General features: G+C 41.3%; 18 protein-coding genes. All 18 read left to right on the top strand.

Annotated features, from left to right (window positions below):
* Complete coding sequence (locus PG418_RS16910) at positions 1–135, top strand: hypothetical protein (RefSeq protein ID WP_276571508.1); 135 nt, start codon at positions 1–3, stop codon at positions 133–135.
* A 202-nt stretch (positions 136–337) separates the two neighbouring features.
* Positions 338–760, top strand: a complete 423-nt coding sequence (locus PG418_RS16915) for an ion channel (RefSeq protein WP_498837755.1) — start codon at positions 338–340, stop codon at positions 758–760.
* A 134-nt stretch (positions 761–894) separates the two neighbouring features.
* Positions 895–2,046, top strand: a complete 1,152-nt coding sequence (locus PG418_RS16920) for an AAA family ATPase (protein ID WP_006426183.1) — start codon at positions 895–897, stop codon at positions 2,044–2,046.
* On the top strand, positions 2,039–3,058 hold the full coding sequence (locus PG418_RS16925; protein ID WP_498837756.1) for a DUF8225 domain-containing protein: 1,020 nt from the start codon (positions 2,039–2,041) through the stop codon (positions 3,056–3,058). Before PG418_RS16920 ends, PG418_RS16925 begins: the two co-directional genes overlap by 8 nt.
* Before the next feature lie 219 nt (positions 3,059–3,277).
* On the top strand, positions 3,278–5,263 hold the full coding sequence (gene uvrB, locus PG418_RS16930) for an excinuclease ABC subunit UvrB (RefSeq protein WP_498837757.1): 1,986 nt from the start codon (positions 3,278–3,280) through the stop codon (positions 5,261–5,263).
* Positions 5,264–5,290: 27 nt separating this feature from the next.
* Complete coding sequence (gene uvrA / locus PG418_RS16935) at positions 5,291–8,131, top strand: excinuclease ABC subunit UvrA (RefSeq protein ID WP_498837758.1); 2,841 nt, start codon at positions 5,291–5,293, stop codon at positions 8,129–8,131.
* A gap of 96 nt (positions 8,132–8,227) precedes the next feature.
* On the top strand, positions 8,228–9,217 hold the full coding sequence (locus PG418_RS16940; RefSeq protein WP_055157310.1) for a rod shape-determining protein: 990 nt from the start codon (positions 8,228–8,230) through the stop codon (positions 9,215–9,217).
* A 61-nt stretch (positions 9,218–9,278) separates the two neighbouring features.
* Entirely contained in the window at positions 9,279–11,501 is a 2,223-nt protein-coding gene (gene recD2, locus PG418_RS16945; protein ID WP_498837759.1) for an SF1B family DNA helicase RecD2, read from the top strand.
* Positions 11,502–11,539: 38 nt separating this feature from the next.
* Positions 11,540–12,280 carry a ComF family protein gene (locus PG418_RS16950; protein ID WP_175305995.1) on the top strand — a complete coding sequence of 247 codons (741 nt, stop codon included), beginning with the start codon at positions 11,540–11,542 and terminating at the stop codon, positions 12,278–12,280.
* A 54-nt stretch (positions 12,281–12,334) separates the two neighbouring features.
* Positions 12,335–12,730: a hypothetical protein gene (locus PG418_RS16955; protein ID WP_117836238.1), complete on the top strand. Its 396-nt coding sequence runs from the start codon at positions 12,335–12,337 to the stop codon at positions 12,728–12,730.
* Positions 12,730–13,896, top strand: coding sequence for a hypothetical protein (locus PG418_RS16960; RefSeq protein ID WP_175305996.1), 1,167 nt, complete (start codon positions 12,730–12,732; stop codon positions 13,894–13,896). The genes PG418_RS16955 and PG418_RS16960 overlap by 1 nt, the downstream gene beginning before the upstream one ends.
* Before the next feature lie 55 nt (positions 13,897–13,951).
* Positions 13,952–14,839, top strand: coding sequence for a diadenylate cyclase CdaA (cdaA, locus tag PG418_RS16965; RefSeq protein WP_270613336.1), 888 nt, complete (start codon positions 13,952–13,954; stop codon positions 14,837–14,839).
* Positions 14,840–14,897: 58 nt separating this feature from the next.
* Entirely contained in the window at positions 14,898–16,097 is a 1,200-nt protein-coding gene (locus PG418_RS16970) for a CdaR family protein (RefSeq protein ID WP_167531630.1), read from the top strand.
* On the top strand, positions 16,087–16,350 hold the full coding sequence (locus PG418_RS16975; RefSeq protein WP_008374578.1) for an HPr family phosphocarrier protein: 264 nt from the start codon (positions 16,087–16,089) through the stop codon (positions 16,348–16,350). Before PG418_RS16970 ends, PG418_RS16975 begins: the two co-directional genes overlap by 11 nt.
* 31 nt (positions 16,351–16,381) lie before the next feature.
* Positions 16,382–17,293 carry a nucleotidyltransferase family protein gene (locus PG418_RS16980; RefSeq protein WP_498837760.1) on the top strand — a complete coding sequence of 304 codons (912 nt, stop codon included), beginning with the start codon at positions 16,382–16,384 and terminating at the stop codon, positions 17,291–17,293.
* Between the two features lie 92 nt (positions 17,294–17,385).
* Positions 17,386–20,535 (top strand): RICIN domain-containing protein, encoded by a 3,150-nt coding sequence (locus tag PG418_RS16985; RefSeq protein WP_498837761.1) that lies wholly within the window; start codon positions 17,386–17,388, stop codon positions 20,533–20,535.
* A gap of 53 nt (positions 20,536–20,588) precedes the next feature.
* Positions 20,589–21,194 carry a hypothetical protein gene (locus PG418_RS16990; protein WP_498837762.1) on the top strand — a complete coding sequence of 202 codons (606 nt, stop codon included), beginning with the start codon at positions 20,589–20,591 and terminating at the stop codon, positions 21,192–21,194.
* 17 nt (positions 21,195–21,211) lie between these two features.
* On the top strand, positions 21,212–24,330 hold a 3,119-nt coding region (locus PG418_RS16995; RefSeq protein WP_498837763.1), incomplete at its 3' end, for an RICIN domain-containing protein.

Raw genomic sequence — 24,330 nt, forward strand, 5'->3', positions numbered from 1 at the left:
ATGAACGAGGATGAAAAGATAACGGCATTCAGAGAACTGGTGAAATCAATTAAAGAAAATTCAAAATATCTATCAGAAGACTTCGATCCAGATACAGAGCTGGAAAAGGGAAAAAAGAAAAATATTCAGAAATAGTTTTTTGAATAAATAATATAGAAAACGTATAAAGTACAGAACGAACATTCGCTTGTTCTGTACTTTTTTTACTCTGAATGATATACTGTAAAAATTTGTAATATGTGTATGTTTAGAATATGTAATTATAGTGGGGGTTGTAATTAGTGTATATGCTAATTTGTATGTGGCATATCATAATAACGTATATTTTGCGTTTCAAATGAATTTACTTGAAATGCAAGGTGAAAATGTCTCTTTACATAGAAAGAAAATAGAGAAAAAAATTGATGGAAAAACGTGGAGTGTGAATGGGAATTATGATGAACAAGATAAAGAAAAATTGTGTCCGTTAGACATTATGATACAAAATAAAAACGGAAAAATAGGCATTATAGAACCAGATTTAAATATTGCTTTAAATGAAGATAATATGGGTAGTGCCAATAATGAAAAATATATTTATTTTAGTTTTGTGTCTTTCTTTTCGTCGGGATATGGAGATATTTATCCTATTTCATCTATTACGAGAAACTGGGCAGTGCAAGAAATGATAATATCACATATGATTATGGTGGTGTTGATTCCGATATTGCTTACAAGTGTGCAAGAATTCATACAAAAACAAGAACCAGAAGTAAAATGAGAAATAAAAATTGAAACCATGTCACAACATGCCGTAATTTTTTTACGGCATGTTGTTGCGAACAGAGTGAAAATTGGTTATACTGTAAGCATAGAATTATACATTAATAATTTTTTGAGAGGATGGTATAAGATATGCTTAAAAAATTCACGTTAAAGAATTACAAAAATTTTAAAGATGAAATTACGATAGATTTTGAAAATATTGCAGGTTATCAGTTTAATACAGATTGTCTTTCAGATGGTATCATCGGCAAAATGTTGATTTATGGACGTAATGCGACTGGTAAGACGAACCTTGGAAGAGCAATTCTTGATATTGGTTCAACAATGTTTGGCGGAACAAGATATGCGAGTAATGGAATTTTACTCAACGCAGATTCCAAAGAAGATGCAGCAATGTTTCAATATGAATTCAGATTTGAAGATACAGAATTAAGTTACAAATATTCGAGATTATCAAATCAGGAATTACGTGAAGAAGAATTATCTGTAAATGGAAAAAGCATTTTTAAATGTAATTTTGGTTTGCGAGAATACAATTTTGATAATTTAGATTATATTGATGCAGAAACTGCCAATATAGATCGTTATTTACAATCTTTGGAAGTTGGAGAAGATGATGAGATCAGCGAACCCAAACTTCCATTTTTGAGATGGCTGATCAGTAATGTGGCTTTGAAAAATGATTCAGCTCTTATCCGGTTATCGAATTATGTTAGAAGAATGATGATGATTACAGTAGGAAATGGGATGCAGTATCGCTTTGGAAGAATGAATCAAAGTTTTTATGAGAGTCTGGAAAATCCGGAACATCTGAAGAATTTTGAAGATTTTTTAAATGCAATGGGTATAGAATGTAAATTGGTATTAAAAAAATTACCAGACGGACAAAGAGAACTGTATTTTTCACATGAACAATTAGTTCCATTTTATGAAAATGCATCAAGTGGTACATTGGCATTAGCAGAGTTATATCGGAGACTGGTTCCGAAAGTATGGGATGCGTCTTTGATCTATTTAGATGAATTTGATGCGTTTTACCATTATGAAATGGCAGAAAATGTGATTCGTTTCTTTAAACAGAAGTATCCAAAATGCCAAATGATTATGACATCGCATAATACGAACTTGATGACAAATAGAATTATGAGACCGGATTGCCTGTTTATTTTATCAAGAAAGGGAACATTAACAGCTCTTTGTAATGCGACTCAACGGGAGCTGAGAGAAGGTCACAATCTTGAAAAGATGTATATTAGTGGGGAGTTTGAAAAATATGAATAATTACGCAGTAGAGACAAGGTGGCGTAGCCGGAGCTTACTGGTTGTAGAAGGAAAACATGAAAAGGATGAATTATTTTGGCTTATTTTCAAATGTTTTCCAGAAATGAATATTGATATAGATGATGTATGGATTTACGGTACGAACATTTATAAGTTATATGAGGATATTGTAAAAGCATACGGAAATGATTGGGCAAAAGATGAAATGGATGTTGATTTACCGTTTGTAATCAGTAAAAAGGAACATCCGGAGACAATCTATTATAGAAATGATTTTACCAATATTATTCTTGTATTTGATTATGAACGGCATGATCCGGCATTTTCTGAAGAAAAGATTTTAGAAATGCAGCATTGCTTTGAGGACTCGACTGATATGGGGAAATTGTACCTGAATTATCCAATGATTGAATCATATTTGCATTTAAAATCTATACCAGATGAAGAGTATATAAATCGGAAAATTCCGGTATCATTGCAGCCGGGAGATAAATATAAAGGGTTGGTAAAGTCAGAAAGTATTATTGAAAAGGCGGTTGAGTTGCCACATAGAATTGATGATTTACTTGCAGGAGATAGATATCGGGTAAGTGATGTTGAAAAAAGAAATGGATGTTGTGATGCAATATTGAAAATTTCTACGAATGAGTTAGAGAAAAAATTGGAAGAAATATTGTGTATTGTAGGAGATGAGAAGAAGGAAAAGACATTAAAATATCAATTAAAAGATTGGATTACAAAAATTGGATATACATGTGAGAATCGAACATATTGGGAGCATATGAGAAAAGTTTTACAAGAGATCGTATGTCATAATATTCGCAAGGCAGCTAGAATTCAAAAGGAAGATGCAAATGAAAATGATCTTAGAAAGCAATTTGAACAGATGGATTTATCTGAGATACTGAATGTACAAAATGAAGTCAGCAGAAATTTTGAAAAAGGATTTATATGGGTGTTGAGTACATGTGTATTATTGATTCCGGATTATAATTTTAAATTAATTAAATAAGAAACGGATTAAATTCATAGGCAGATCACATGTAATATTGGTTGGATTATTGAAGAAATTTGGAAGAATAATGGAATTTAGAAAATAAAAAAGTACAGAACAAACATTCGGTTTTGTTCTGTACTTTTTTTATATTGAATGATATACTAGACAAGTAACAATACTAGAAATAATATTACTACATTCCAAAATAAATTAGATTCAATCAGGAGAAATCATATGGATCATTTTGAATTAGTATCAGAATATAAACCAACCGGAGACCAGCCGCAGGCAATTAAAGAGCTGGTCGAAGGTTTCAAAGAAGGAAACCAGTGTCAGACGTTGCTTGGCGTTACTGGATCTGGTAAGACATTTACCATGGCGAATGTTATTCAACAGATGAACAAACCGACATTAATTATTGCACACAATAAAACACTGGCAGCGCAGCTGTATGGGGAATTCAAAGAGTTCTTTCCGAATAACGCAGTGGAATATTTTGTCTCCTACTACGACTACTATCAGCCGGAAGCTTATGTTCCGTCATCCGACACTTACATTGCCAAGGACTCTGCCATCAACGATGAGATCGACAAGCTCCGCCACTCTGCGACAGCAGCGCTTTCTGAGCGGAATGATGTTATCATTGTGGCAAGTGTGTCCTGCATTTACGGACTGGGTTCGCCGATTGATTACAAGGAGATGGTGATTTCACTTAGACCGGGCATGATCAAAGACAGGGATGAAGTTCTGAAGAAGTTGGTTGAGATCCAGTATGACCGCAATGATATGGATTTCAAGCGTGGAACCTTCCGGGTGCGAGGAGATGTGGTTGAGATTTTCCCGGCGTATTCGGAAAAAATTGCATACAGAGTTGAATTTTTCGGTGATGAGATAGACAGAATAACAGAGATTGATACATTGACCGGTGAAGTGTTGAATGTGATCGGGCATGTGGCAATTTTCCCGGCATCTCATTATGTAGTGTCCAAGGAGAATATGGAGCGTGCCATCGGGGAGATTGAAGAAGAACTGGAGCAGCAGATCCGTTATTTTAAAGGGGAAGATAAGCTTCTGGAAGCACAGCGTATTTCTGAGAGAACGAATTTTGATATAGAAATGATGCGAGAGACAGGATTTTGTTCCGGAATTGAAAACTATTCGAGGCATCTGACTGGGCAGAAAGCAGGGGAGCCGCCATGTACATTGATTGACTATTTTCCGGATGATTTTCTGATCATGATCGACGAGTCGCATAAGACGATTCCACAGATTGGAGCCATGTATCACGGCGATCAGTCGAGAAAGACAACACTGGTAGATTATGGATTCCGTCTGCCGTCGGCAAAGGATAACAGACCGCTCAGCTTTGGGGAATTTGAAAGTAAGATTGACCAGGTACTGTTTGTATCGGCGACACCTGGAGAGTACGAGGAGTCTCACGAACTGCTGCGGGCAGAGCAGGTAATCCGACCGACAGGTCTTCTGGATCCGGAAGTAGAAGTGCGTCCGATCGAAGGACAGATTGATGATCTGATCAGTGAGGTAAATAAAGAAACAGCGAAGAAGAATAAGGTACTGATCACAACGCTGACAAAGCGTATGGCGGAAGATCTGACCGATTATATGCGGGAGCTTGGCATTCGTGTGAAATATTTACATTCGGATATTGATACTCTGGAAAGGACAGAGATCATCCGGGATATACGTTTGGATGTATTTGATGTACTGGTTGGAATTAACCTGCTTCGAGAAGGTCTGGATATTCCGGAGATCACACTGGTAGCGATTCTGGATGCGGACAAAGAAGGTTTTCTGCGTTCGGAAACTTCACTGATCCAGACCATTGGCCGTGCGGCGAGAAATGCAGAGGGGCATGTTATCATGTATGCGGATAACATGACGGATTCGATGCGGATGGCGATTGATGAGACGATGCGCCGTCGTGAGATTCAGATGAAATACAATGAAGAACATGGAATCACGCCACAGACGATCAAGAAGTCGGTGCGTGATCTGATCAGTATTTCAAAGAAGGTTGCAGCAGAAGAGATGAGGCTGGAAAAAGATCCGGAATCCATGAGTGTGGCAGAGCTGGAGAAGCTGATCAAGAAGCTGGAAAAGCAGATGAAGAAAGCGGCAGCAGAGCTGAATTTCGAGGCGGCAGCAGAGCTGCGTGATAAGCTGATCGAGCTGAAAAAGCATTTGAATGAGATGGAGTAAAGCGAAGAGATAGAAGAGGAAGAACAGATGGCTGAAAAAAAGAAAGAACTGATAAAGATCAGAGGTGCGAACGAGCACAATCTGAAGAATCTTGATGTAGATATTCCGAGGAACAAACTGGTAGTACTGACCGGTCTCAGTGGTTCCGGCAAATCATCCCTTGCATTTGATACAATTTATGCAGAGGGACAAAGACGATATATGGAATCTCTGTCTTCTTACGCAAGACAGTTCCTTGGGCAGATGGAGAAGCCGAATGTAGAAAGTATTGAAGGGCTTTCACCGGCGATTTCCATCGATCAGAAGTCTACGAACCGCAATCCGAGATCCACAGTCGGAACCGTGACGGAGATTTACGATTATTTTCGACTGCTGTATGCAAGAATCGGGATTCCGCATTGTCCGAAGTGTGGAAGAGAGATCAAGAAGCAGACGGCAGATGAGATGACCGATCAGATCATGGCACTTCCGGAAGGAACAAAGATCCAGCTGATGGCACCGGTTGTGCGGGGGAGAAAAGGAACCCATGTCAAGCTTCTGGACAGAGCAAAGAAAAGCGGTTATGTCCGTGTAAGGATTGACGGAAATATGTATGAGCTTTCCGAAGAAATCTCATTGGACAAGAATATCAAACATAATATTGAGATTGTTGTAGACCGTCTGGTTGTCAGACCGGGGATTGAAAAAAGACTTGCAGATTCCATAGAAAGTGTATTAAGTCTTGCGGAGGGGCTTCTGGTTGTGGATGTGATCGGAGGGGAACCGCTGAATTTCAGCCAGAATTTTGCCTGCCCGGACTGCGGAATCAGTATTGATGAGATCGAGCCGAGAAGCTTTTCATTTAACAATCCATTTGGTGCCTGCCCGGTATGTTTCGGACTCGGATATAAAATGGAGTTTGATGAAGACCTGATGATTCCGGACAAATCACTCAGCATCAATGAAGGAGCAATCGTGGTGACAGGATGGCAGTCCTGTACCGATAAGAGCAGTTTTACTCATGCGATTCTGGAAGCACTCTGCAAGGAATATCATTTTGACCTGGATACGCCGTTTGAACAGTATCCGAAAGAAATCCAGGATGTTTTACTTCGTGGGACTAATGGAAAAGAAGTCAAGGTCTATTATAAAGGACAACGCGGGGAAGGGATCTATGACGTTGCATTTGATGGACTGATCCGGAATGTGGAGCGAAGATACCGTGAAACGGGATCGGAGACTATGAAAGCAGAATATGAGAGTTTTATGCAGATCACACCTTGCCGAGAATGTGGCGGACAGCGACTGAAAAAGGGTGCACTTGCGGTAACGGTCGGAGATAAAAATATTTCAGACGTAACAGCAATGTCGATTGAACGACTTCAGCGGTTTATCAGCAGTCTGGAACTGTCAAAGACGCAGCAGATGATCGGCGGACAGATATTAAAAGAGATCAAAGCGCGCCTGCAGTTCCTTCTGGATGTGGGTCTGGAATATCTGACACTTGCCCGTGCAACAGGAACTCTTTCCGGTGGAGAAGCACAGAGAATCCGGCTTGCGACGCAGATCGGTTCCGGTCTTGTGGGTGTGGCTTATATTCTGGATGAGCCAAGTATCGGTCTGCACCAGAGAGATAATGGCAAACTTCTCGCAACACTCAAGCATCTCCGTGATCTTGGAAATACACTGATCGTGGTTGAGCATGATGAAGATACCATGTTTGCGGCAGACCAGGTAATCGATATCGGACCGGGAGCCGGAGAACACGGTGGAGAACTAGTTGCCCAGGGAACGGCACAGGAGATCATGAAAGTAGAACGGTCGATCACAGGTGCATATTTAAGCGGAAAGATCAAGATCCCGGTTCCGGAAACCCGCGCAGTTCCGACCGGCTGGATCAAAGTTGTAGGTGCAGCAGAGAATAACCTGAAAAATATTGACGTGAAGTTCCCACTTGGCGTGATGACCTGTGTAACCGGCGTATCAGGTTCCGGTAAGAGTTCATTGGTGAATGAAATCCTTTACAAGAGTATGGCGAAAAAGCTAAACCGTGCCCGTGTGATTCCTGGAAAGTATAAGCGGATTGAAGGACTGGAAATGCTGGACAAAGTGATCGACATTGACCAGTCTCCAATCGGAAGGACGCCAAGATCCAATCCGGCGACATATACCGGAGTATTCGACCTGATCCGGGATCTGTTTGCGGCAACCGCGGATGCGAAGGCGAAAGGCTATAAAAAAGGAAGATTCAGCTTTAACGTCAAGGGCGGACGCTGTGAAGCGTGTAGCGGAGATGGAATCATCAAGATCGAGATGCATTTCCTTCCGGATGTATATGTGCCGTGTGAGGTATGCGGCGGAAAACGCTACAACCGTGAGACGCTGGAGGTAAAATATAAAGGAAAAAGCATTTATGATGTTCTGAATATGACGGTAGAAGAGGCGCTTCATTTCTTTGAAAATGTACCGAGTATCCGTAGAAAAATGGAGACACTTTACGATGTAGGACTTTCTTATATTCGTCTTGGCCAGCCGTCTACAACCCTTTCCGGCGGTGAAGCACAGCGGATCAAGCTTGCAACTGAACTGAGCCGGAGAAGCACTGGGAAGACAGTGTACATTTTGGACGAACCGACAACCGGACTTCATTTTGCAGATGTGCACAAGTTGACGGAAATCCTGCGCAGACTCGCGGCAGATGGCAATACGGTTATCGTGATCGAACATAACCTGGATGTGATCAAGACAGCAGATTATATTATCGATATCGGACCGGAAGGCGGTGACAAGGGGGGAACAGTTGTTGCGTGCGGTACACCAGAAGAAGTGGCAGAAAACCCGAATTCATATACAGGAAAATACATCAAAATGATGCTGGACAGAAAATGATACAGAAATCTTAAAAAATCCTGAACTTGAAAAAAAGACTTCCTATTTACTAGAGATTTGATTATAATAAGGTGAGTATGTGAAAGGGGAATCGTGATGTCAATAGATTTAGGAATTGATTTAGGAACAGCAAGTATCCTCGTTTATGTGAAAGGAAAGGGAGTTGTACTGAAAGAACCTTCAGTCGTTGCCTTTGACAGAGATACCAATATGATAAAAGCAATCGGTGAAGAAGCAAGGCTGATGCTTGGAAGGACACCGGGGAACATTGTTGCGGTAAGACCTCTCAGACAGGGCGTTATTTCCGATTACATTGTCACAGAAAAAATGATCAAATATTTTGTTCAGAAAGCACTGGGAAAGCGTACATTTAAGAAGCCGAATATCAGTATCTGTGTGCCAAGCGGTGTTACAGAGGTTGAAAAAAAGGCGGTAGAAGAGGCTGCTTTTGCAGCCGGTGCGCGGGAAGTACATTTGATTGAAGAACCGGTTGCGGCGGCAATCGGAGCCGGAATAGATATTTCAAAACCATGTGGCAACATGATCGTGGATATCGGTGGTGGTACATCCGACATTGCGGTGATTTCCCTTGGAGGAACTGTTGTGAATACATCATTAAAAGTTGCAGGTGATGATTTTGATGAAGCAATCGTCCGTTATGTCCGGAAAAAGCACAATCTGCTGATCGGAGACAGAACAGCAGAAGATATCAAGATCAAGATCGGAACGACATATCCTCTTGTAGAAGATGAATCAATGGAAGTAAGGGGACGAAACCTGGTAACAGGATTGCCAAAGACGGTCACGGTAACGGCTTCTGAGACCGAAGAAGCCCTGCATGAGACTACAAGTCAGATCGTCGAAGCGGTCATTGGGGTTCTGGAGAGAACACCGCCGGAACTTTCCGCGGATATTCTGGATCGTGGAATTGTACTGACAGGTGGAGGTGCGCTGCTTCGCGGGCTGGAAGAACTGATCGAAGAAAGGACAGGCATCAATACGATGACAGCGGAAGACCCGATGAAGGTTGTTGCAATCGGTACCGGTCAGTATGTGGAGTTTATGAACGGAAAAAAAGATTTCTAGTGATAAGCACATGAGAAGGCTGTTTCTGTAGAGAGACAGCCTTTTTAAAAAGGAAAAAAGTATGGAAACAGTAAAAGGTTATGTAGAACACATTGTATTTCGCAATGAAGACAATGGATATACCGTATTTAATTTGAATAATGATGATGGCGATCTGACCTGTGTCGGAAACTTTAACTATTTATCAGAGGGAGAGCTGGTTGAGGTGAACGGAGAATATGTGGTTCACAGTGTATATGGAACACAGCTCCGAGTGCTGAATTATGAGATCAAAGCACCGGAAGATCTGCTTTCGATTGAACGCTATCTGGGATCAGGGGCAATCAAAGGGGTTGGTGCATCTCTTGCCGGCAGGATTGTGAAAAAATTCAGGGAAGACACCTTCCGAATCATCGAAGAAGAACCAGAAAGACTTGCGGAGGTGCGTGGGATCAGCGAACGTATGGCAAGAGAGATCGCTGTACAGGTAGAAGAGAAAAAAGATATGCGGAATGCAATGATCTATCTTCAGAAATTTGGGATTTCGACGACACTTGCAGCAAAGATTTATCAGTTTTACGGTCCGAAGACCTATCAGGTACTGGAAGGAAATCCATACCAGCTTGCAGATCAGATTCAGGGGATCGGATTTAAGATCGCTGATGAAATCGCAACGAAGATCGGCATTCATTCAGACTCGGATTTCCGTATCCGGAGTGGTATTTTTTATACCTTACAGCAGAGTGTTGCCGAAGGGCATGTCTATCTGACAAAGGACGTGTTGCTTCGTCGGGCATCTGCACTTCTGGAAGTGGAGATTAAGAATATTGAGAAATACCTGATGGATCTGTCGATGGAAAAGAAGATCGTACTCAAAGAATCTGAAGAAGGTCTGCGGGTATACGTGTCCCACTTCTATTATCTGGAACTCAATACCGCGAAAATGCTGCATGATCTGAATCTGGAATATGAAGAAGCCAATGTAGTGATCGAAAAAAAGATCCATCAGATTGAAAAAGAAGCCGAAATGCAGCTTGATGAGAAGCAGGAAAATGCGGTCATGGCGGCTGTACGGAATGGAATTATGATTCTCACAGGAGGTCCTGGAACCGGAAAAACGACGACGATCAATGCCATGATCGAATATTTTCACAGTGAGAATATGGAAATTATGCTGGCAGCACCAACCGGGCGTGCCGCAAAAAGAATGACAGAGGCAACCGGATGGGAAGCGCAGACGATTCACCGGCTTCTGGAGGTGAACGGTAATCCGGAGGAGGATGAGAACCCGAACCGGAACGGATTTGCAAGAAATGCAGACAATCCACTGGAAACCGACGTGATCATCATCGATGAGATGTCTATGGTAGACCTGCCTCTGATGAATGCACTTCTTACCGCAATTGTACCGGGGACAAGGCTGATCCTGGTAGGGGACTGTAACCAGCTCCCATCAGTAGGCCCGGGAAGTATTTTGAAGGATCTTATCGCATCGGAATGTTTTCCGGTTGTTATGCTGACCCGGATTTTCCGACAGGCACAGGAGAGTGATATTGTGGTAAATGCACATAAGATCAACCGGGGAGAACCGGTCCTTTTGGATAATAAGAGCCGGGATTTCTTCTTCTTGAAAAGACAGGATCCGAATGTGATCATCAGTGTTCTGCTGACACTGATCCAGAAGAAGCTTCCTAAATATGTCAATGCAAAACCATATGATATCCAGGTACTCACACCGATGCGGAAAGGACTGCTGGGAGTGGAAAGGCTGAACAGTATTTTGCAGGAGTATTTGAATCCACCGGAGCCGGGAAAAGCGGAAAAAGAATATGGCGATCACAAATTCCGCGTGGGCGACAAGGTGATGCAGATCAAGAATAACTATCAGCTTGAATGGGAGATCACAACCAAGTATGGACTGACGGTGGATAAAGGAATGGGGATTTTTAATGGCGATATGGGAATTGTCACCGAGATCAATACATATACTGAAACACTGGAAGTTGAATACGATGAAAAGAGAAAAGTAAAGTATCCGTTTGAATTGCTGGAAGAACTGGAGCTTGCCTATGCGATCACCATTCACAAGTCGCAGGGAAGCGAATATCCGGCGGTTGTCATCCCTCTTCTGAGCGGACCGAGACAGCTGTTTCACAGGAATCTTCTTTACACGGCAATCACAAGAGCCAGAAAATGTGTGACAATTGTCGGAAATGACCAGACCTTCCAGGAGATGATCCGGAATACCAATGAACACAACCGGAATACCAGTCTGGCAGAACGGATCCGGGAGTTCTGCGGATAGTTACACAGAAAAAGTAGAAAATCAAATTCGAAAAGCGGATGGAAAACTTAAAAAAGGTCAAAGAAACAATTCTGGAACTAATTTATCCCTCAAAATGTCCGTTTTGTGGAGAAATTGTAAGTGCAGGAAAGAAACATTCTACGGAACACAATGGAATCTGCAAGGCGTGCCGTGAAAAACTTCCTTATATTGGTGAAGTAAGATGCATGTGCTGTGGAAAGCCTTTGACGGATCCGGCTGAAGAATATTGCTATGACTGTACCAGGCAGAAGCATCTTTTTGCTGATGGCAGAAGTCTCTGGGTGCATAAAGATGCAGTGGAAAATGCAGTTTATGCAATGAAATATCAGAACCGGAGAATTTACGGACAAACGTTCGGAAAAGAAATGGCAGAGCATTTTCTTTCTTATCTATGGGAAAGAAAGATCACCTTGATCGTGCCGGTTCCGCTGCATTCCCGGCGAAAAAGAAAGCGGGGATTTAATCAGGCAGAAATTGTAGCAAAGGTATTATCAGAAAATACCGGAATTGCCATGGATGCAGGTGCTGTTAAGAGAATTAAGGCGACCAGTCCTCAGAAAGAGTTGGGCGATAAAGGGAGAAAACGAAATATCAAGGGAGCATTTGCAGTGCAGAAAAATGTAAAAGGAGAAAATATCGTTTTGATCGACGACATTTATACGACAGGAAGTACCTTAGACGAGGCGGCGAGAGTGCTGAAAAAGGCAGGAGCCGAAAATGTATACTTTTTGACGGTAAGTATTGGACAAGGAATCTGATATTTGTTATACTGAAAGTAATGCATATACGAATAAAACGTATGAGGTGACAAAATGTTAAATGAAAGCAAAGTTAAGCTGATGACAAGGATGGCGATGTACGAAAGCAAACAGGGAGAGGAAGATTTTAAAATCAGTTCTTATTATAAGAAAGATTACCGGAGCTTTCACACCATTGCTACGATCATATGGGTCACGGTCGGCTATGCTGTTGCAGTGGGAATCGGAGTTATTGCTTTTCTGGATGAACTGATGAAAAATCTGAATATGCAGTTTCTTGTGATGCTTGCGGCAGCTGTGATAATTGGATATCTGGTACTTGTTATTTTTTATGGAATCGTTGCTTCCCATTTTTACGGAACCAAACATGAAAAAGCAAGAAAGCGTGTGAAACAATTCAATCACGATCTTACAAGACTGAACAGAATGTATGAAAGGGAGAAACGATAATGAATGATCTGATAGTATGGAGAGATAAATTACAGGAATTATACGCGATGAAATCAATCTATATTGATAAAGCTGTGCAGTTTGTTCTGGCACTGGTCACATTTCTTATGATCAACCAGAATATTGGACTGATGAAAGCGGTGGCGACACCGGTTGTAGCGGTGGCACTGGCAGTGATCTGCACTTTTCTTCCACCGGTTGTAACGGCGTATGTAGCGGCAGGACTTGTAATTGTGCATCTGTTCAAACTGTCTATAGGAGTGGCAGCGGCAGCGGCACTGATCTTTGTGGTAATGTTTATCTTTTACTGCAGATTTACTCCGAAAAAGGCACTTCTTCTGCTGGTCACACCGGTAGCATTTATGCTTCATGTTCCGTATGTGGTTCCGGTTGCCTGTGCGCTTGTACTTGGACCGATTTCAGCAGTACCGGTTGTATTTGGAACGATCATTTACTATATGATCGAATGTGTGAGAACTTCAGCAACAGCGATCACCAGTGCGGATGGAATTACCAGGCAGATTTCGCTGTTTGTGAAGACGGTATTCCAGGATAAGACTCTGTGGATCACTGTGATCGCATTTATTATCTCTATTTTTGTGGTATATACAGTGCGCCGGCTTTCGGTAGATCATGCGTGGAAAATCGCAGCAGCATCCGGTGCGGTTGTGAATATTGTTGTAATTGTGATCGGAGATATTGTATTCGATATACATACCTCTTATAATATGCTGATCATTGGAAATATTGCAGCAGTCGTGATTGGTTTTATCATGGAATTTTTCCTGTTCTCGGTGGATTATTCCAGAACAGAACGTCTCCAGTTTGAGGATGATGAATATTACTATTATGTAAAAGCCATCCCTAAGATTTCGGTGACAGCTCCGGAGAAGACGGTCAAACATATCAATGAGCGGAAAGAAACAGGTGAGATTGCGGGAACAGAGCCGGAGAGAAGACAGAGGTCGAAGAGTGGGCAGACGAAAAAACCGGCAGTACGCAAAACAAAAACGGCTTCTAAGGTAAAACGACCAAAGAGTCCGGCAGTTCAGCGACCGACAAGAGTTGGGGGCAATACAGATGAAATCCTTCTTGCACAGAGCCTGAAGGAAGAACTGGATATTCAGAGCATTGTGGAAAATGAACTGAATAGCGATAATAAATAGGGAAATATTATAAAAAACAGGGGTATAAATAACGGATAGAAAAGGGGGTACATTGTTGAACACAGTATTAACACAGGTTTTAAAAAGATTTGTATCAGAATCGTGGTACTTCCCGCAGATCCGGGTAGTAGATGCTGTTGAGATACTGATTATTACATTTTTATTCTATCAGATTATTCTCTGGATAAAGAATACAAAAGCCTGGATGCTGCTGAGGGGGATTCTGGTTGTTGCATTGTTTATTCTGGTGGCTGCAGTTTTTAAAATGTATACGATTTTGTGGATTGCACAGAATTCACTTCCGGTCATGGCGACCGCAGTCGTGATCATTTTCCAGCCTGAGCTCAGAAGAGCATTGGAAAAACTGGGGGAAAAACAATTTGTTCCCAATATGGTAGCACTGGATAAAAGAGGAAAAGATAATGTACGTTTCAGCCAGAAAACGATCGATGGAATCGTAGAAGCATCCTTTGCGATGGGAGCAGTGAAGACAGGAGCACTTATCGTCGTAGAGCAGGCAATCATGCTGACAGAATACGAGAGCACCGGAATCGCGCTGGACTGTATTGTATCACCGCAGGTATTGATCAATATTTTTGAACACAACACACCACTTCATGATGGCGCGATCATTGTCCGTGGAGACAGGATCGTATCAGCGACCTGCTATCTTCCATTGTCAGACAATATGGGAATCAGTAAGGAGCTGGGGACCAGACATCGTGCAGCAGTTGGAATGAGTGAGGTGAGTGATGCTCTGATCGTCACCGTATCAGAAGAGACCGGGTATGTATCTGTAGCGATGGGTGGACAGCTTGTGCGCAATGTTACACCGGAATATCTGAAAAAACGTCTGGAATCTATCAGTAAGAAGAGTGTGGAGATTGGACGTTTGAAAAAAATATGGAAAGGATGGAGATCGCATGAAAAGGGCGTTGACTAAAAACTGGGGTCTTAAGTTGTTGGCATTTGTATTCTCTGTCCTTTTATGGATAATTGTTATGAATATTGAAGATCCGGTGGACGAACGGACATTTTCCGGAATCCAGGTGACAGTGACACATCCGGAAATCGTAACAAATCCGGGCAATACATATCAGATTCTGGATGACAGCAGGACGGTATCCGTAACAGTAAAGGCAAAACGTTCTATTTTAAATAAAATTAAAACTGATGATATCAGGGCAACAGCGGATATGAAGAATCTGGATGTCAGAACCAGATCCCTGATCCCGATCGATATATCGATCCCTTCTTATGCAGGAAGGTTTGAGGCGACTGCCAACCCGATCAATCTGCGAGTAAGCATTGAACTTGGAAAATCAGAGACTTTCCCGATCACAGCAACCAGTTCGGGAACACCGAGAGACGGATATCAGGTGGGTGAGCTGAAAGCAAATCCGGAGAAGATTAAGATCAGCGGGCCAGAATCAGTAATCGATTCAATCGATAAGGTGGTAGCACTTGTCGATGTTTCAGGACAGTCTAAAGATGAGGAAAAAGAAGCAGAGCTGATTCTTTATGATAACAATGGAAAGATCATAGATTCGACACAGATTGAGAATAACCTGGGAGACGAAGGACTGAAGGTAAAAATCACCATGCTTCAGACAAAGAGTATTCCGGTAGAATTTGATACTTCACTGATCGGTACTGCGAGCGGATATCATTTCAGCGGAATCAGTATCCAGCCGGAAAGCATTCAGATCGTAGGCACAGAGGAGCAACTGGAAACGGTGGATTCTATTGAAATTCCGGCAGAAGAGCTGGCAGAAGATGGTCTGGACCAGACAATAGAGAAGACAGTAGATATCGCCAATTATCTTCCGTACTGGGCAAAGACAGACCAGGACAGCGCAGGAGGCGTACCGATCGTTATAAAGATCCAGGTAGAGAAATTCGGAACTAAGACAGTCGAATTCCCATACAATTCCATTGCGCTGCTGAATGCACCAAAGGATTACAAGGTGTCATATGCAGAACAGGGCAATCTGGAAATTGTTGTGCGTGGTTCGAAAGAGGATCTGGATGATTTTACTCTTGAAAAAGGAAACGTGTCAATCAATCTGAACGATTGCAAGACAGCGGGAACCTATAATGTTCCGATCCAGGTTACACTTCCTGACGGAATTGAACTTGAAGATACGATCAATGTACAGATCACATTGACAAAGAGCAGTGGAGGAGAAAATGATCAGTAAAAAGGTAACGATCAAAAATCCGACGGGATTGCATTTGAGACCGGCAGGACTTTTCTGCAAGATGGCACTGGAATATGAAAGTAAGATCACTTTTCATTACCGGGATACGGAAGGAAACGCGAAAAGTGTTCTGAGCGTGCTTGGTGCATGCATTAAGTCCGGAGATACGATTGAGATCGTGTGTGAGGGAAAAGATGAAGAAAAGGCACTTGAAGCGATGGTAGAACTGGTGGAGAGTGGGATTGGAGAATAGCAGGAAAAGCGAATCAGGAGGTATAGAAAAGATGAGCAAAGCTACATTAGTTGTTATGGCAGCAGGAATTGGAAGCCGTTTCGGAGGAGGAATCAAGCAGCTGGAGCCGGTAGGACCAAATGGTGAAATTATCATGGATTATTCGATCTATGATGCAATGGAAGCCGGATTTGATAAAGTGGTATTTGTTATTCGAAAAGATCTGGAAAAGGATTTTCGTGAAATTATCGGAAACCGGATTGAAAAGAAAGTTGAAGTTGCATATGCATTCCAGGAAGTTGATGATATTCCGGAAGCATTTAAAGAAAAATTTGCAGAAAGAACGAAACCATGGGGAACCGGTCAGGCAATTCTCTGCTGTAAGGATGTGGTAAAAGAACCATTCCTGGTAATCAATGCGGATGATTATTATGGAAAAGAAGCTTATGTGGAAGCATTCAAAGAACTGACAACACCGGAAAAGCAGGCAGATAAAATGCAGATCAGCATGGTTGGATTCGTACTGAAGAACACATTAAGTGAAAATGGCGGAGTAACCCGTGGAGTGTGCAAGGTTGATGCGAATCAGATGCTTACAGAAATCGTAGAGACATCCAATATCATCAAGACACAGGCAGGTGCAGCAGTTGCAACAGATGGAAAAGAGACACCGATCGATGTAGACACGCCGGTTTCCATGAATATGTGGGGACTCACACCAGAATTCTTTGAGATCCTCGAAAAAGGATTCGCAGAATTTGTGGCAGCACAAGAAGAAGGCAATCTGAAAGGGGAGTATCTGCTTCCAACGATTATCGGAGATCTTCTGAAAGAAGGAAAAGTCGAAGTAAAAGTGCTGAAATCACATGATAAGTGGTTCGGGGTGACTTATAAAGAAGATAAAGAACTGGTTGTGAATGAAGTGAAGGCGCTGGTTGAAAAGGGATTATATCCGGAGAAGTAAATAGTGTGAGATACAGGAAAGGGTGAGCCACATGATTGGTAATTGTGGGGCTTGCCTTTTTATGAAATATGAGGGTATGGGAAAGGAAAAAAATGAGAGTAAGACAGAGAATTATTGTAGCTTTATTGATTCTTGCAATGGGAACAATGAATGTAGGAACATTGTCAGTATATGCGGCAGAGACAGAGAACCAGAATGTGATAAAAGAAGAAAAAACAAAGCCGGAAAGTGAAGAAAAAGATGAGGAAAAACCTGTACAGAAAACTGAGGCAGACGAATCAACCGTGGACGGGTCAATAGAAGGAGGATCAATGGCGGATGAACCGGTAGTAGGTGAGCCGACAGAGGATGAATCTACTACCGATGAAGCAACGGGAGAGAATCCAGAAACTATACCAGAGGAAAAAACAACAGAAATTGTTCCAAAACAGCAAGGGGAAAAACAAGATGATAAAAAAGAAGTGGAACTTGCTAGTGGAGTATACAAAATTCAGTTAGAAGCTAATAAGAACTATGTATTGGATGTAGCGGGAGGAAGCACTGCAAATGAGGCAAATGTCCAGATTTACGCCAATAATGAAACAGATGCACAAAAATGGTATATTACAAAGGCGGAAGATGGATGGTATCGGATAAAAAATGTGCAATCTGGAAAATTGCTTTCCAGCAAATCTAAAGAAGCAAAAATTGGTGAAAATATTAACCAGAATCAGCAACAGGAATCATTTGGTCAACGATACAAGTTTTATGAGACGGGAAGTGGAAGCTGTTACATTACCACGGAGAGTGGAACTGTACTGGATGTATCAGCAGGAAGAATTGCAAATTCATCCAATGTGCAACTCTATGGATTAAATAAAACGGTTGCACAAAAATGGTGTTTTGCGAAAGCAAGATCGACATTTGGTGAAGATGCAGAGAAGCAGATTGCAGATGGTTATTATACGATCAATATGAAAACGGCAGGTAACTTGGGTTTTGATGTCGCAAATTACAGTAATGCAAACGGTGGAAATGTACAGTTGTGGGGACAAACACCGAATGCGGCACAGATTTTCTATATTAGTAAAAATGAAGATGGCTGGTATACAATCAAGAATTTTGCGTCAGGGAAAGTGTTGGATGTGTCAGCAGGGAAAAATGCAAATGGAACAAATATCCAACAATGGGATGCAAATGGAACGGCAGCACAGAAATTTAAGTTTTATGAAGATACACAAGGAAGAATCCGAATCTTATCTGCAATCGGAAGCAGAAAAGTTCTTGATATCAGTGCCGGAAAATTGAATAATGGCGGTAATGTACAAATTTATACATATAATGGAAGCAATGCACAGAATTTTGTGATCGAATCCTGGAAGGCACCAGGAAATTACAAGGCAATACAAGCTGGAAATTATCGTCTTTATCCGGCAGCAGCATCAGATCTTAGCATAGATGTTCAGAGTGCATCAAATAGTGACGGCGGTAATGTACAGATTTATTCGACAAATGGTACGGGTGCACAAGAATGGAAAATTATTCCTAACGGAGAATGGTATTATCTGAAAAATGTAAATTCAGGCAAAGTCCTGGATGTTCAAAATGGTTCGGGAGCATCCGGAGTAAATTTGCAGCAATGGTCAACAAATGGTGGCGCGGGTCAGTTGTTTCGTTTCTATGAGAATGGGAATGGCAGATACTATATTATGGCAAAGACGGGAAGAGTAATTGACTGTGCAGGCGGTAGTCTGAAAAGCGGAACCAATCTTCAGATCTACGCATTCAACGGAACAGCGGCACAGCAGTGGATGATTGAAAAGGTTGTATTATCTGTATCTCAGATTGCTAATATTGCAGATGGATATTATTTGTTCAAGTCCGGAGATTTGTGTATGGAAGTTACAGATGCTTCTAAGGATAATCAGGCAAATGTTGGACTTGGAACTGCAAATGAGGGAGAACACCAGATTTTTAAGATTACAAATAAAGGAAATAACTGGTATGAAGTTGAGAATCTTAATAGTGGAAAGGTTTTGGATGTAACAAATGGAAGCAACGCAGATAAAACGAATTTGCAGCAGGTTGATGCAAATGGAAGTATGGCACAGCGATTCAGATTTTATTCGGCAGGAACCGGAAACTATTATTTGAAATCACAGCTTGGAACGATGATTACTGCGGATAAAGAAAATGCCAATATTTATCTTGGAAATGCAGTACTTTCAAATGAACAGAAATGGCAGATGAAACGGGTTATCCCAAAAGGAGTAGAAATTAGTGTATCGAATGGTAATTATCGGATTTTCAGTTCATTAGCTAACCGAATGGTCCTGGATATATCGAACGGAAGCAGAAATAATGGGGCAAATGTACAGATATGGTCAGATAATGGTACGATGGCTCAGAGCTTTTATATCAGTAAAGAAAGTGATGGATGGTATAGCATTAAAAATAATAGTTCAGGAAAATATCTGGATGTAGATAATGGAAATGCAGCATCGGGAACGAATTTAAAACAGTGGCAAAAAAATGGAAGTTCTGCACAGAAATTCAAATTTTACGATGCCGGTGATGGTAAAATAATGATCAGGTCAAAACTTGGGACTTACATTGATGTGTCAGGAGGAAATTGCTACAATGGTGCAAATGTATGGCTTTATCAGGAAAATGGATCTAATGCTCAGGTCTGGAGCTTGAAAAAGGCATATACAAAACAAACATTAGACAGTACGCTTGGAGTTAGTGGAAGGACAATTCAGGAAGAACTGGCGGCACATGTAAATGACAGATACTATTTAGGGACACATTATTGTGGAGAATACACGATTCCCGACCGATGTATGCATCCAAATGGATCGCCAGGATATAACAATTATACAGGACTTAACTGCACAGGATTTATTGCATTTGTTGTAGGAAAATGTGGTGGAGATCTTGGAATGATTGCAAGAATGGGACGAAATGGTGGATATACAAATGGTTCTAACTGGTATAAATATCTGAAATCTGTTAATGTAGAGTGTTATGCGTACAATTCTATTGCTGAATTACTCCGAAATGGACGTGCGGAAAAAGGTGATATTATGTATAAAGAACCAAAAAACTGGAACTGGGGAGAAGACTGTCACCTTGCATTTTTCTGGGGAGATACAGCATGGGATAATAAATTCTGGCATTCGCTGGAAGATGGAAATCAAATTTCACCACTTCAGGTCGAAAATTATGCAAATACATATTATTTAATTAAGACAAGAAAATAGACAAAAATTGTGAACTATCGTATAATAGATAAGATTAAGAAAGGAGGTGTGAGATGAGAAAAGTATTGGTATTTGTAATGGCATTGAGTCTAAGTGTTATGCTCTTGGGATGCAGTGGTACAGATACTTCAAAAGAAGCAAAAGATACGACGCAGGATACCAGTCAGGAGGACAAGCAAGATACCAGTCAGGAAAAGGCAGAACCAACGCAGGACAAAACAGAACAAAAAGATGAGCAAGTGGAAGAAAATGACAGCAAAGAAGAAGACAGCGGAGACCATGAAGCTCAGGATCAGATTCTGAAATTATATTATATATCCGACAGTGAAGAAATCGAATGCGCAGAGATCAGAACGAATCTGCTTCAGACAACCGATATCTGGAACGGCTTAATAGGGGAAGACGTTCTTAACAGTGAATGCAAGATGAACAGCTGCAATGTTGATCAGGAACAGAAAACAATCGATCTTGATGTGGATTCCGGAACTGGTTCTTACATCAGAGGTATGGGGACGACAGGAGAAGAACAAATACTTATATGTATTAAAAAGTCTTTTCTGGAAACATACGGATGTGAACGACTGAAGATTACGGAAAACGGACAGCCTTTAGAGACTGGACATACCGTACTCAAAGGATACATGACAGCAGATGAGTAAGAGAAGAGGAGTATATAATGAAGAACTGGTTGAAAAAATGCAGTGTGGCATTGCTGGTCTTTTCAATGATTGGTACAACAATGCCGGTATATGCGGCGGATGCGCCAGCTGCAAAAACACAGACGACAACAGAGGACCAGACAGAAGAGCAGAAGTCTGAAGTACAGGCAGAAGAACCACAGCAGCAGGAACAAACTTCAGAAGAACAACAATCAGTTGATGAAAATGTTGAAGGGGAACAGGATGTTCAGGAGCAGGAAACGACAGAACAGGAAACGACAGAACAGGAAGCCCAACCAGAAGAAAGCAGCATGAATTATGCTTATGTGGAAAGTCCATATCTGCAGACACCGGAGACACAGCGAATTGTTGTATCCTGGGGAACAGAAGACGAGTACATAGAGCAGATGGTACTTCATGTACGAAAAGATGATGATACCTGGGAAGACTGGTGTATCAGTAGATCGGAAGGAAATCTGTATCTGTTTGAAAAGTATTACGAAGATGAGTATCAGAGTGGAACCTATGAAGTTGTTTCTATCAGTGTAACAGAAAATGGAGAAACTACAGATTATGCGCTTGCAGACCTTAAGATGGAAGCGAAGTTCGGAGTTAATCAGGAATATGATGGAATCGATGAACTTCAGCCGGTTGATGAAGAACAGGAAGAAGCGGCAGCGGAAGATGCAGTTGGTATTTCGGTTTCTACATTGAATGAAGATGGAACAATCGAAGAACAGAACAGTATCGAGGATGCACTTGATGCGGCACGGACGGATGTTCTCGCATCAACCCCGGCGATGATGTCGCTTGATGATGATTCTGGAATCAGTACACAGGCTGCAAGATCTGGAAAAATTGTTGTGGCACTGGATCCAGGACATGATGACAGGGATGCCGGGGCAAGCTATTATGGACTGCACGAAGAAGCACTTACCTTAAAGATTGCGAATTATTGTAAGGAAGAGCTTGAAAAATATGCCGGAGTAGAGGTATATATGACGAGAACATCTTCGAAGTGCCCTTATCCGAATGCATCACCGGCAGGTGGCTGTATTACAGCAAGAGCAAATGCAGCAGCAAAAGCCGGGGCGAAGATATTTGTCAGTTTTCATCTGAATGCAGCATCATCAGCAGCAAAAGGTGCAGAGATTATTATTCCGAACTATAACTGGAAATCAGATGTAGGTGCACAGGGAAGAGAGCTTGCAACTAAGATTTTGAATGAACTTTCATCAATCGGATTGTATAACCGTGGATTGTACTATAAAACAGGAACAGATCCGGAGTATAAGTATCCGGATGGTTCACTGGAAGACTGGTTTACTGTTCAGGTCGCAAATAAATACAACGGAATCCCAGGAATTATTGTAGAGCATGCCTTCCTTACGAACAGTGGAGATGTCAATAACTTCTTAAATAATGAAGATGGTCTGAAAAAGCTTGGAGTTGCAGATGCAACAGGAATTGCAAAATATCTGGGACTTACCAAGACTGGTGAAAGAGTAAATGTTGAGGAAGGTACTTACGTATTTAGCAGCGCGTTGAATGCGAATAAGGTTCTGTCTGTTCAGAATGATGGATTTGGAGATCAGACAGCCGCAGTGCTGAATGATAAAAAAGATACATCAGGACAGAGATTTGAGGTCAGAAGTGCCGGAAATGGGTATTATACGATTACGGCAGAACATTCAGGAAAAGTACTGGATGTGGCTGGAGGGTCGACGGCATCGGGAGCAACGGTACAGCAATATACATCTAATGGAACGAATGCACAGCTATGGTATTTTACGGATTCTGGGAATGGGTATTATACGATTCATTCAGTATTAGGTACATGTTTGGATGTGTGGTCGGCTAATACAGCAAACGGAACGATGATAGACTGCTATGCGTATAATGGGACAAATGCACAGAAGTGGAAACTTACAAAAGCAGAGTCAAAACCATTAGAAAATGGTACATATTCGATTACTAACGTTGCGACAAATAAAGTGTTAAGTGTAAATGGAAGTTCTACAGCAGATTGTGCAAATGTATATGTAACAGGAAATCAAAACTTATCATCACAAAGATTTGAACTGACTTATGTTAGTAATGGATACTATAAAATTCTTGCAGAACATTCAGAAAAGTCATTGGATATTCCGGCAGGGAATAGTGCGTCAGGAGTGAATTTGCAACAATATAGTTGGAATGGAAGCAATGCACAGTTGTGGAAATTTGTGAAATTATCTGATGGCAGTTATAATTTACGATCAAAGTTGGGAACGGTAATTGAAATGCAGACTTCTTCAACAAATGCAAATATGCAGTTGGCAAATCAATCTAATGTACAGAAGTGGAAAGTTGCTAAAGCTGAATATAAACCATTTGATAATGGAGAATATACTGTTCGAAGTGCGGAAAATACTGGGTTGACTGTTACAGAAAATAATGGAAATATCCAGCTTGGCTCATATGCGGGAAATTCAAAACAAAAATTTAAACTTACGTATGTTAGTGATGGATATTATAAAATTATTGAAAGTGCAACAGGAAAAGCATTAGATATATGCAATGGAAGCAGCAGTAATGGTGCAAATTTGCAGACGTATTCATGGAATGGGACGAATGCACAGCTATGGAAATTCATAAACATGGGGAATGGCAGTTATTATATTCGTTCTAAGCTAGGAACTGTAATTGATGTTACAAATGGATCTATTCAAACCGGAACAAATATTCAGATGTATACATTGAATTATAGCAATGCACAGAAGTGGACATTGAAATCAACTGCGGTGAAGGCTGAAAGCATTGCAGAAGGAACATATACCATTCAGGCAGCAGTAAATATGAATTATGTATTGGACATTGCTGGAGGATCGACAGCGGATGGCGGAAATGTTCAGATCTATTCTAAGAACAATACTTTAGCACAGAATTTTGTAGTTACATCAGTTGGTAATGGCTATTACAAGATTGTGTGTGAAGGAACAGGAAAAGTATTGGATGTATCAGGTGGTTCATCTACCAATGGAACGAATGTACAACAGTATAAATGGAATGGATCAGCGGCACAATGCTGGAAATTTATAGATGCGGGGAATGGCAGTTATTATATTCAATCTAAGTTAGGTACAGTATTGGATAT

It is taken from the genome of Bariatricus sp. TF06-38A (genome assembly GCF_027690675.1).
GTDB classification, from domain to species: domain Bacteria; phylum Bacillota; class Clostridia; order Lachnospirales; family Lachnospiraceae; genus Allocoprococcus; species Allocoprococcus comes.

Bases quoted from the DNA above. Each gene is read 5' to 3' on its own strand.
- PG418_RS16960 (WP_175305996.1), top strand. From the start codon at position 12,730: ATGAATGATCTGATAGTATGGAGAGATAAATTACAGGAATTATACGCG.
- PG418_RS16920 (WP_006426183.1), top strand. From the start codon at position 895: ATGCTTAAAAAATTCACGTTAAAGAATTACAAAAATTTTAAAGATGAA.
- PG418_RS16985 (WP_498837761.1), top strand. From the start codon at position 17,386: ATGAGAGTAAGACAGAGAATTATTGTAGCTTTATTGATTCTTGCAATG.
- uvrB (WP_498837757.1), top strand. From the start codon at position 3,278: ATGGATCATTTTGAATTAGTATCAGAATATAAACCAACCGGAGACCAG.
- PG418_RS16980 (WP_498837760.1), top strand. From the start codon at position 16,382: ATGAGCAAAGCTACATTAGTTGTTATGGCAGCAGGAATTGGAAGCCGT.
- PG418_RS16990 (WP_498837762.1), top strand. From the start codon at position 20,589: ATGAGAAAAGTATTGGTATTTGTAATGGCATTGAGTCTAAGTGTTATG.
- PG418_RS16940 (WP_055157310.1), top strand. From the start codon at position 8,228: ATGTCAATAGATTTAGGAATTGATTTAGGAACAGCAAGTATCCTCGTT.
- PG418_RS16975 (WP_008374578.1), top strand. From the start codon at position 16,087: ATGATCAGTAAAAAGGTAACGATCAAAAATCCGACGGGATTGCATTTG.
- PG418_RS16950 (WP_175305995.1), top strand. From the start codon at position 11,540: ATGGAAAACTTAAAAAAGGTCAAAGAAACAATTCTGGAACTAATTTAT.
- uvrA (WP_498837758.1), top strand. From the start codon at position 5,291: ATGGCTGAAAAAAAGAAAGAACTGATAAAGATCAGAGGTGCGAACGAG.
- PG418_RS16955 (WP_117836238.1), top strand. From the start codon at position 12,335: ATGTTAAATGAAAGCAAAGTTAAGCTGATGACAAGGATGGCGATGTAC.
- PG418_RS16970 (WP_167531630.1), top strand. From the start codon at position 14,898: ATGAATATTGAAGATCCGGTGGACGAACGGACATTTTCCGGAATCCAG.
- recD2 (WP_498837759.1), top strand. From the start codon at position 9,279: ATGGAAACAGTAAAAGGTTATGTAGAACACATTGTATTTCGCAATGAA.
- PG418_RS16910 (WP_276571508.1), top strand. From the start codon at position 1: ATGAACGAGGATGAAAAGATAACGGCATTCAGAGAACTGGTGAAATCA.
- PG418_RS16915 (WP_498837755.1), top strand. From the start codon at position 338: ATGAATTTACTTGAAATGCAAGGTGAAAATGTCTCTTTACATAGAAAG.
- PG418_RS16925 (WP_498837756.1), top strand. From the start codon at position 2,039: ATGAATAATTACGCAGTAGAGACAAGGTGGCGTAGCCGGAGCTTACTG.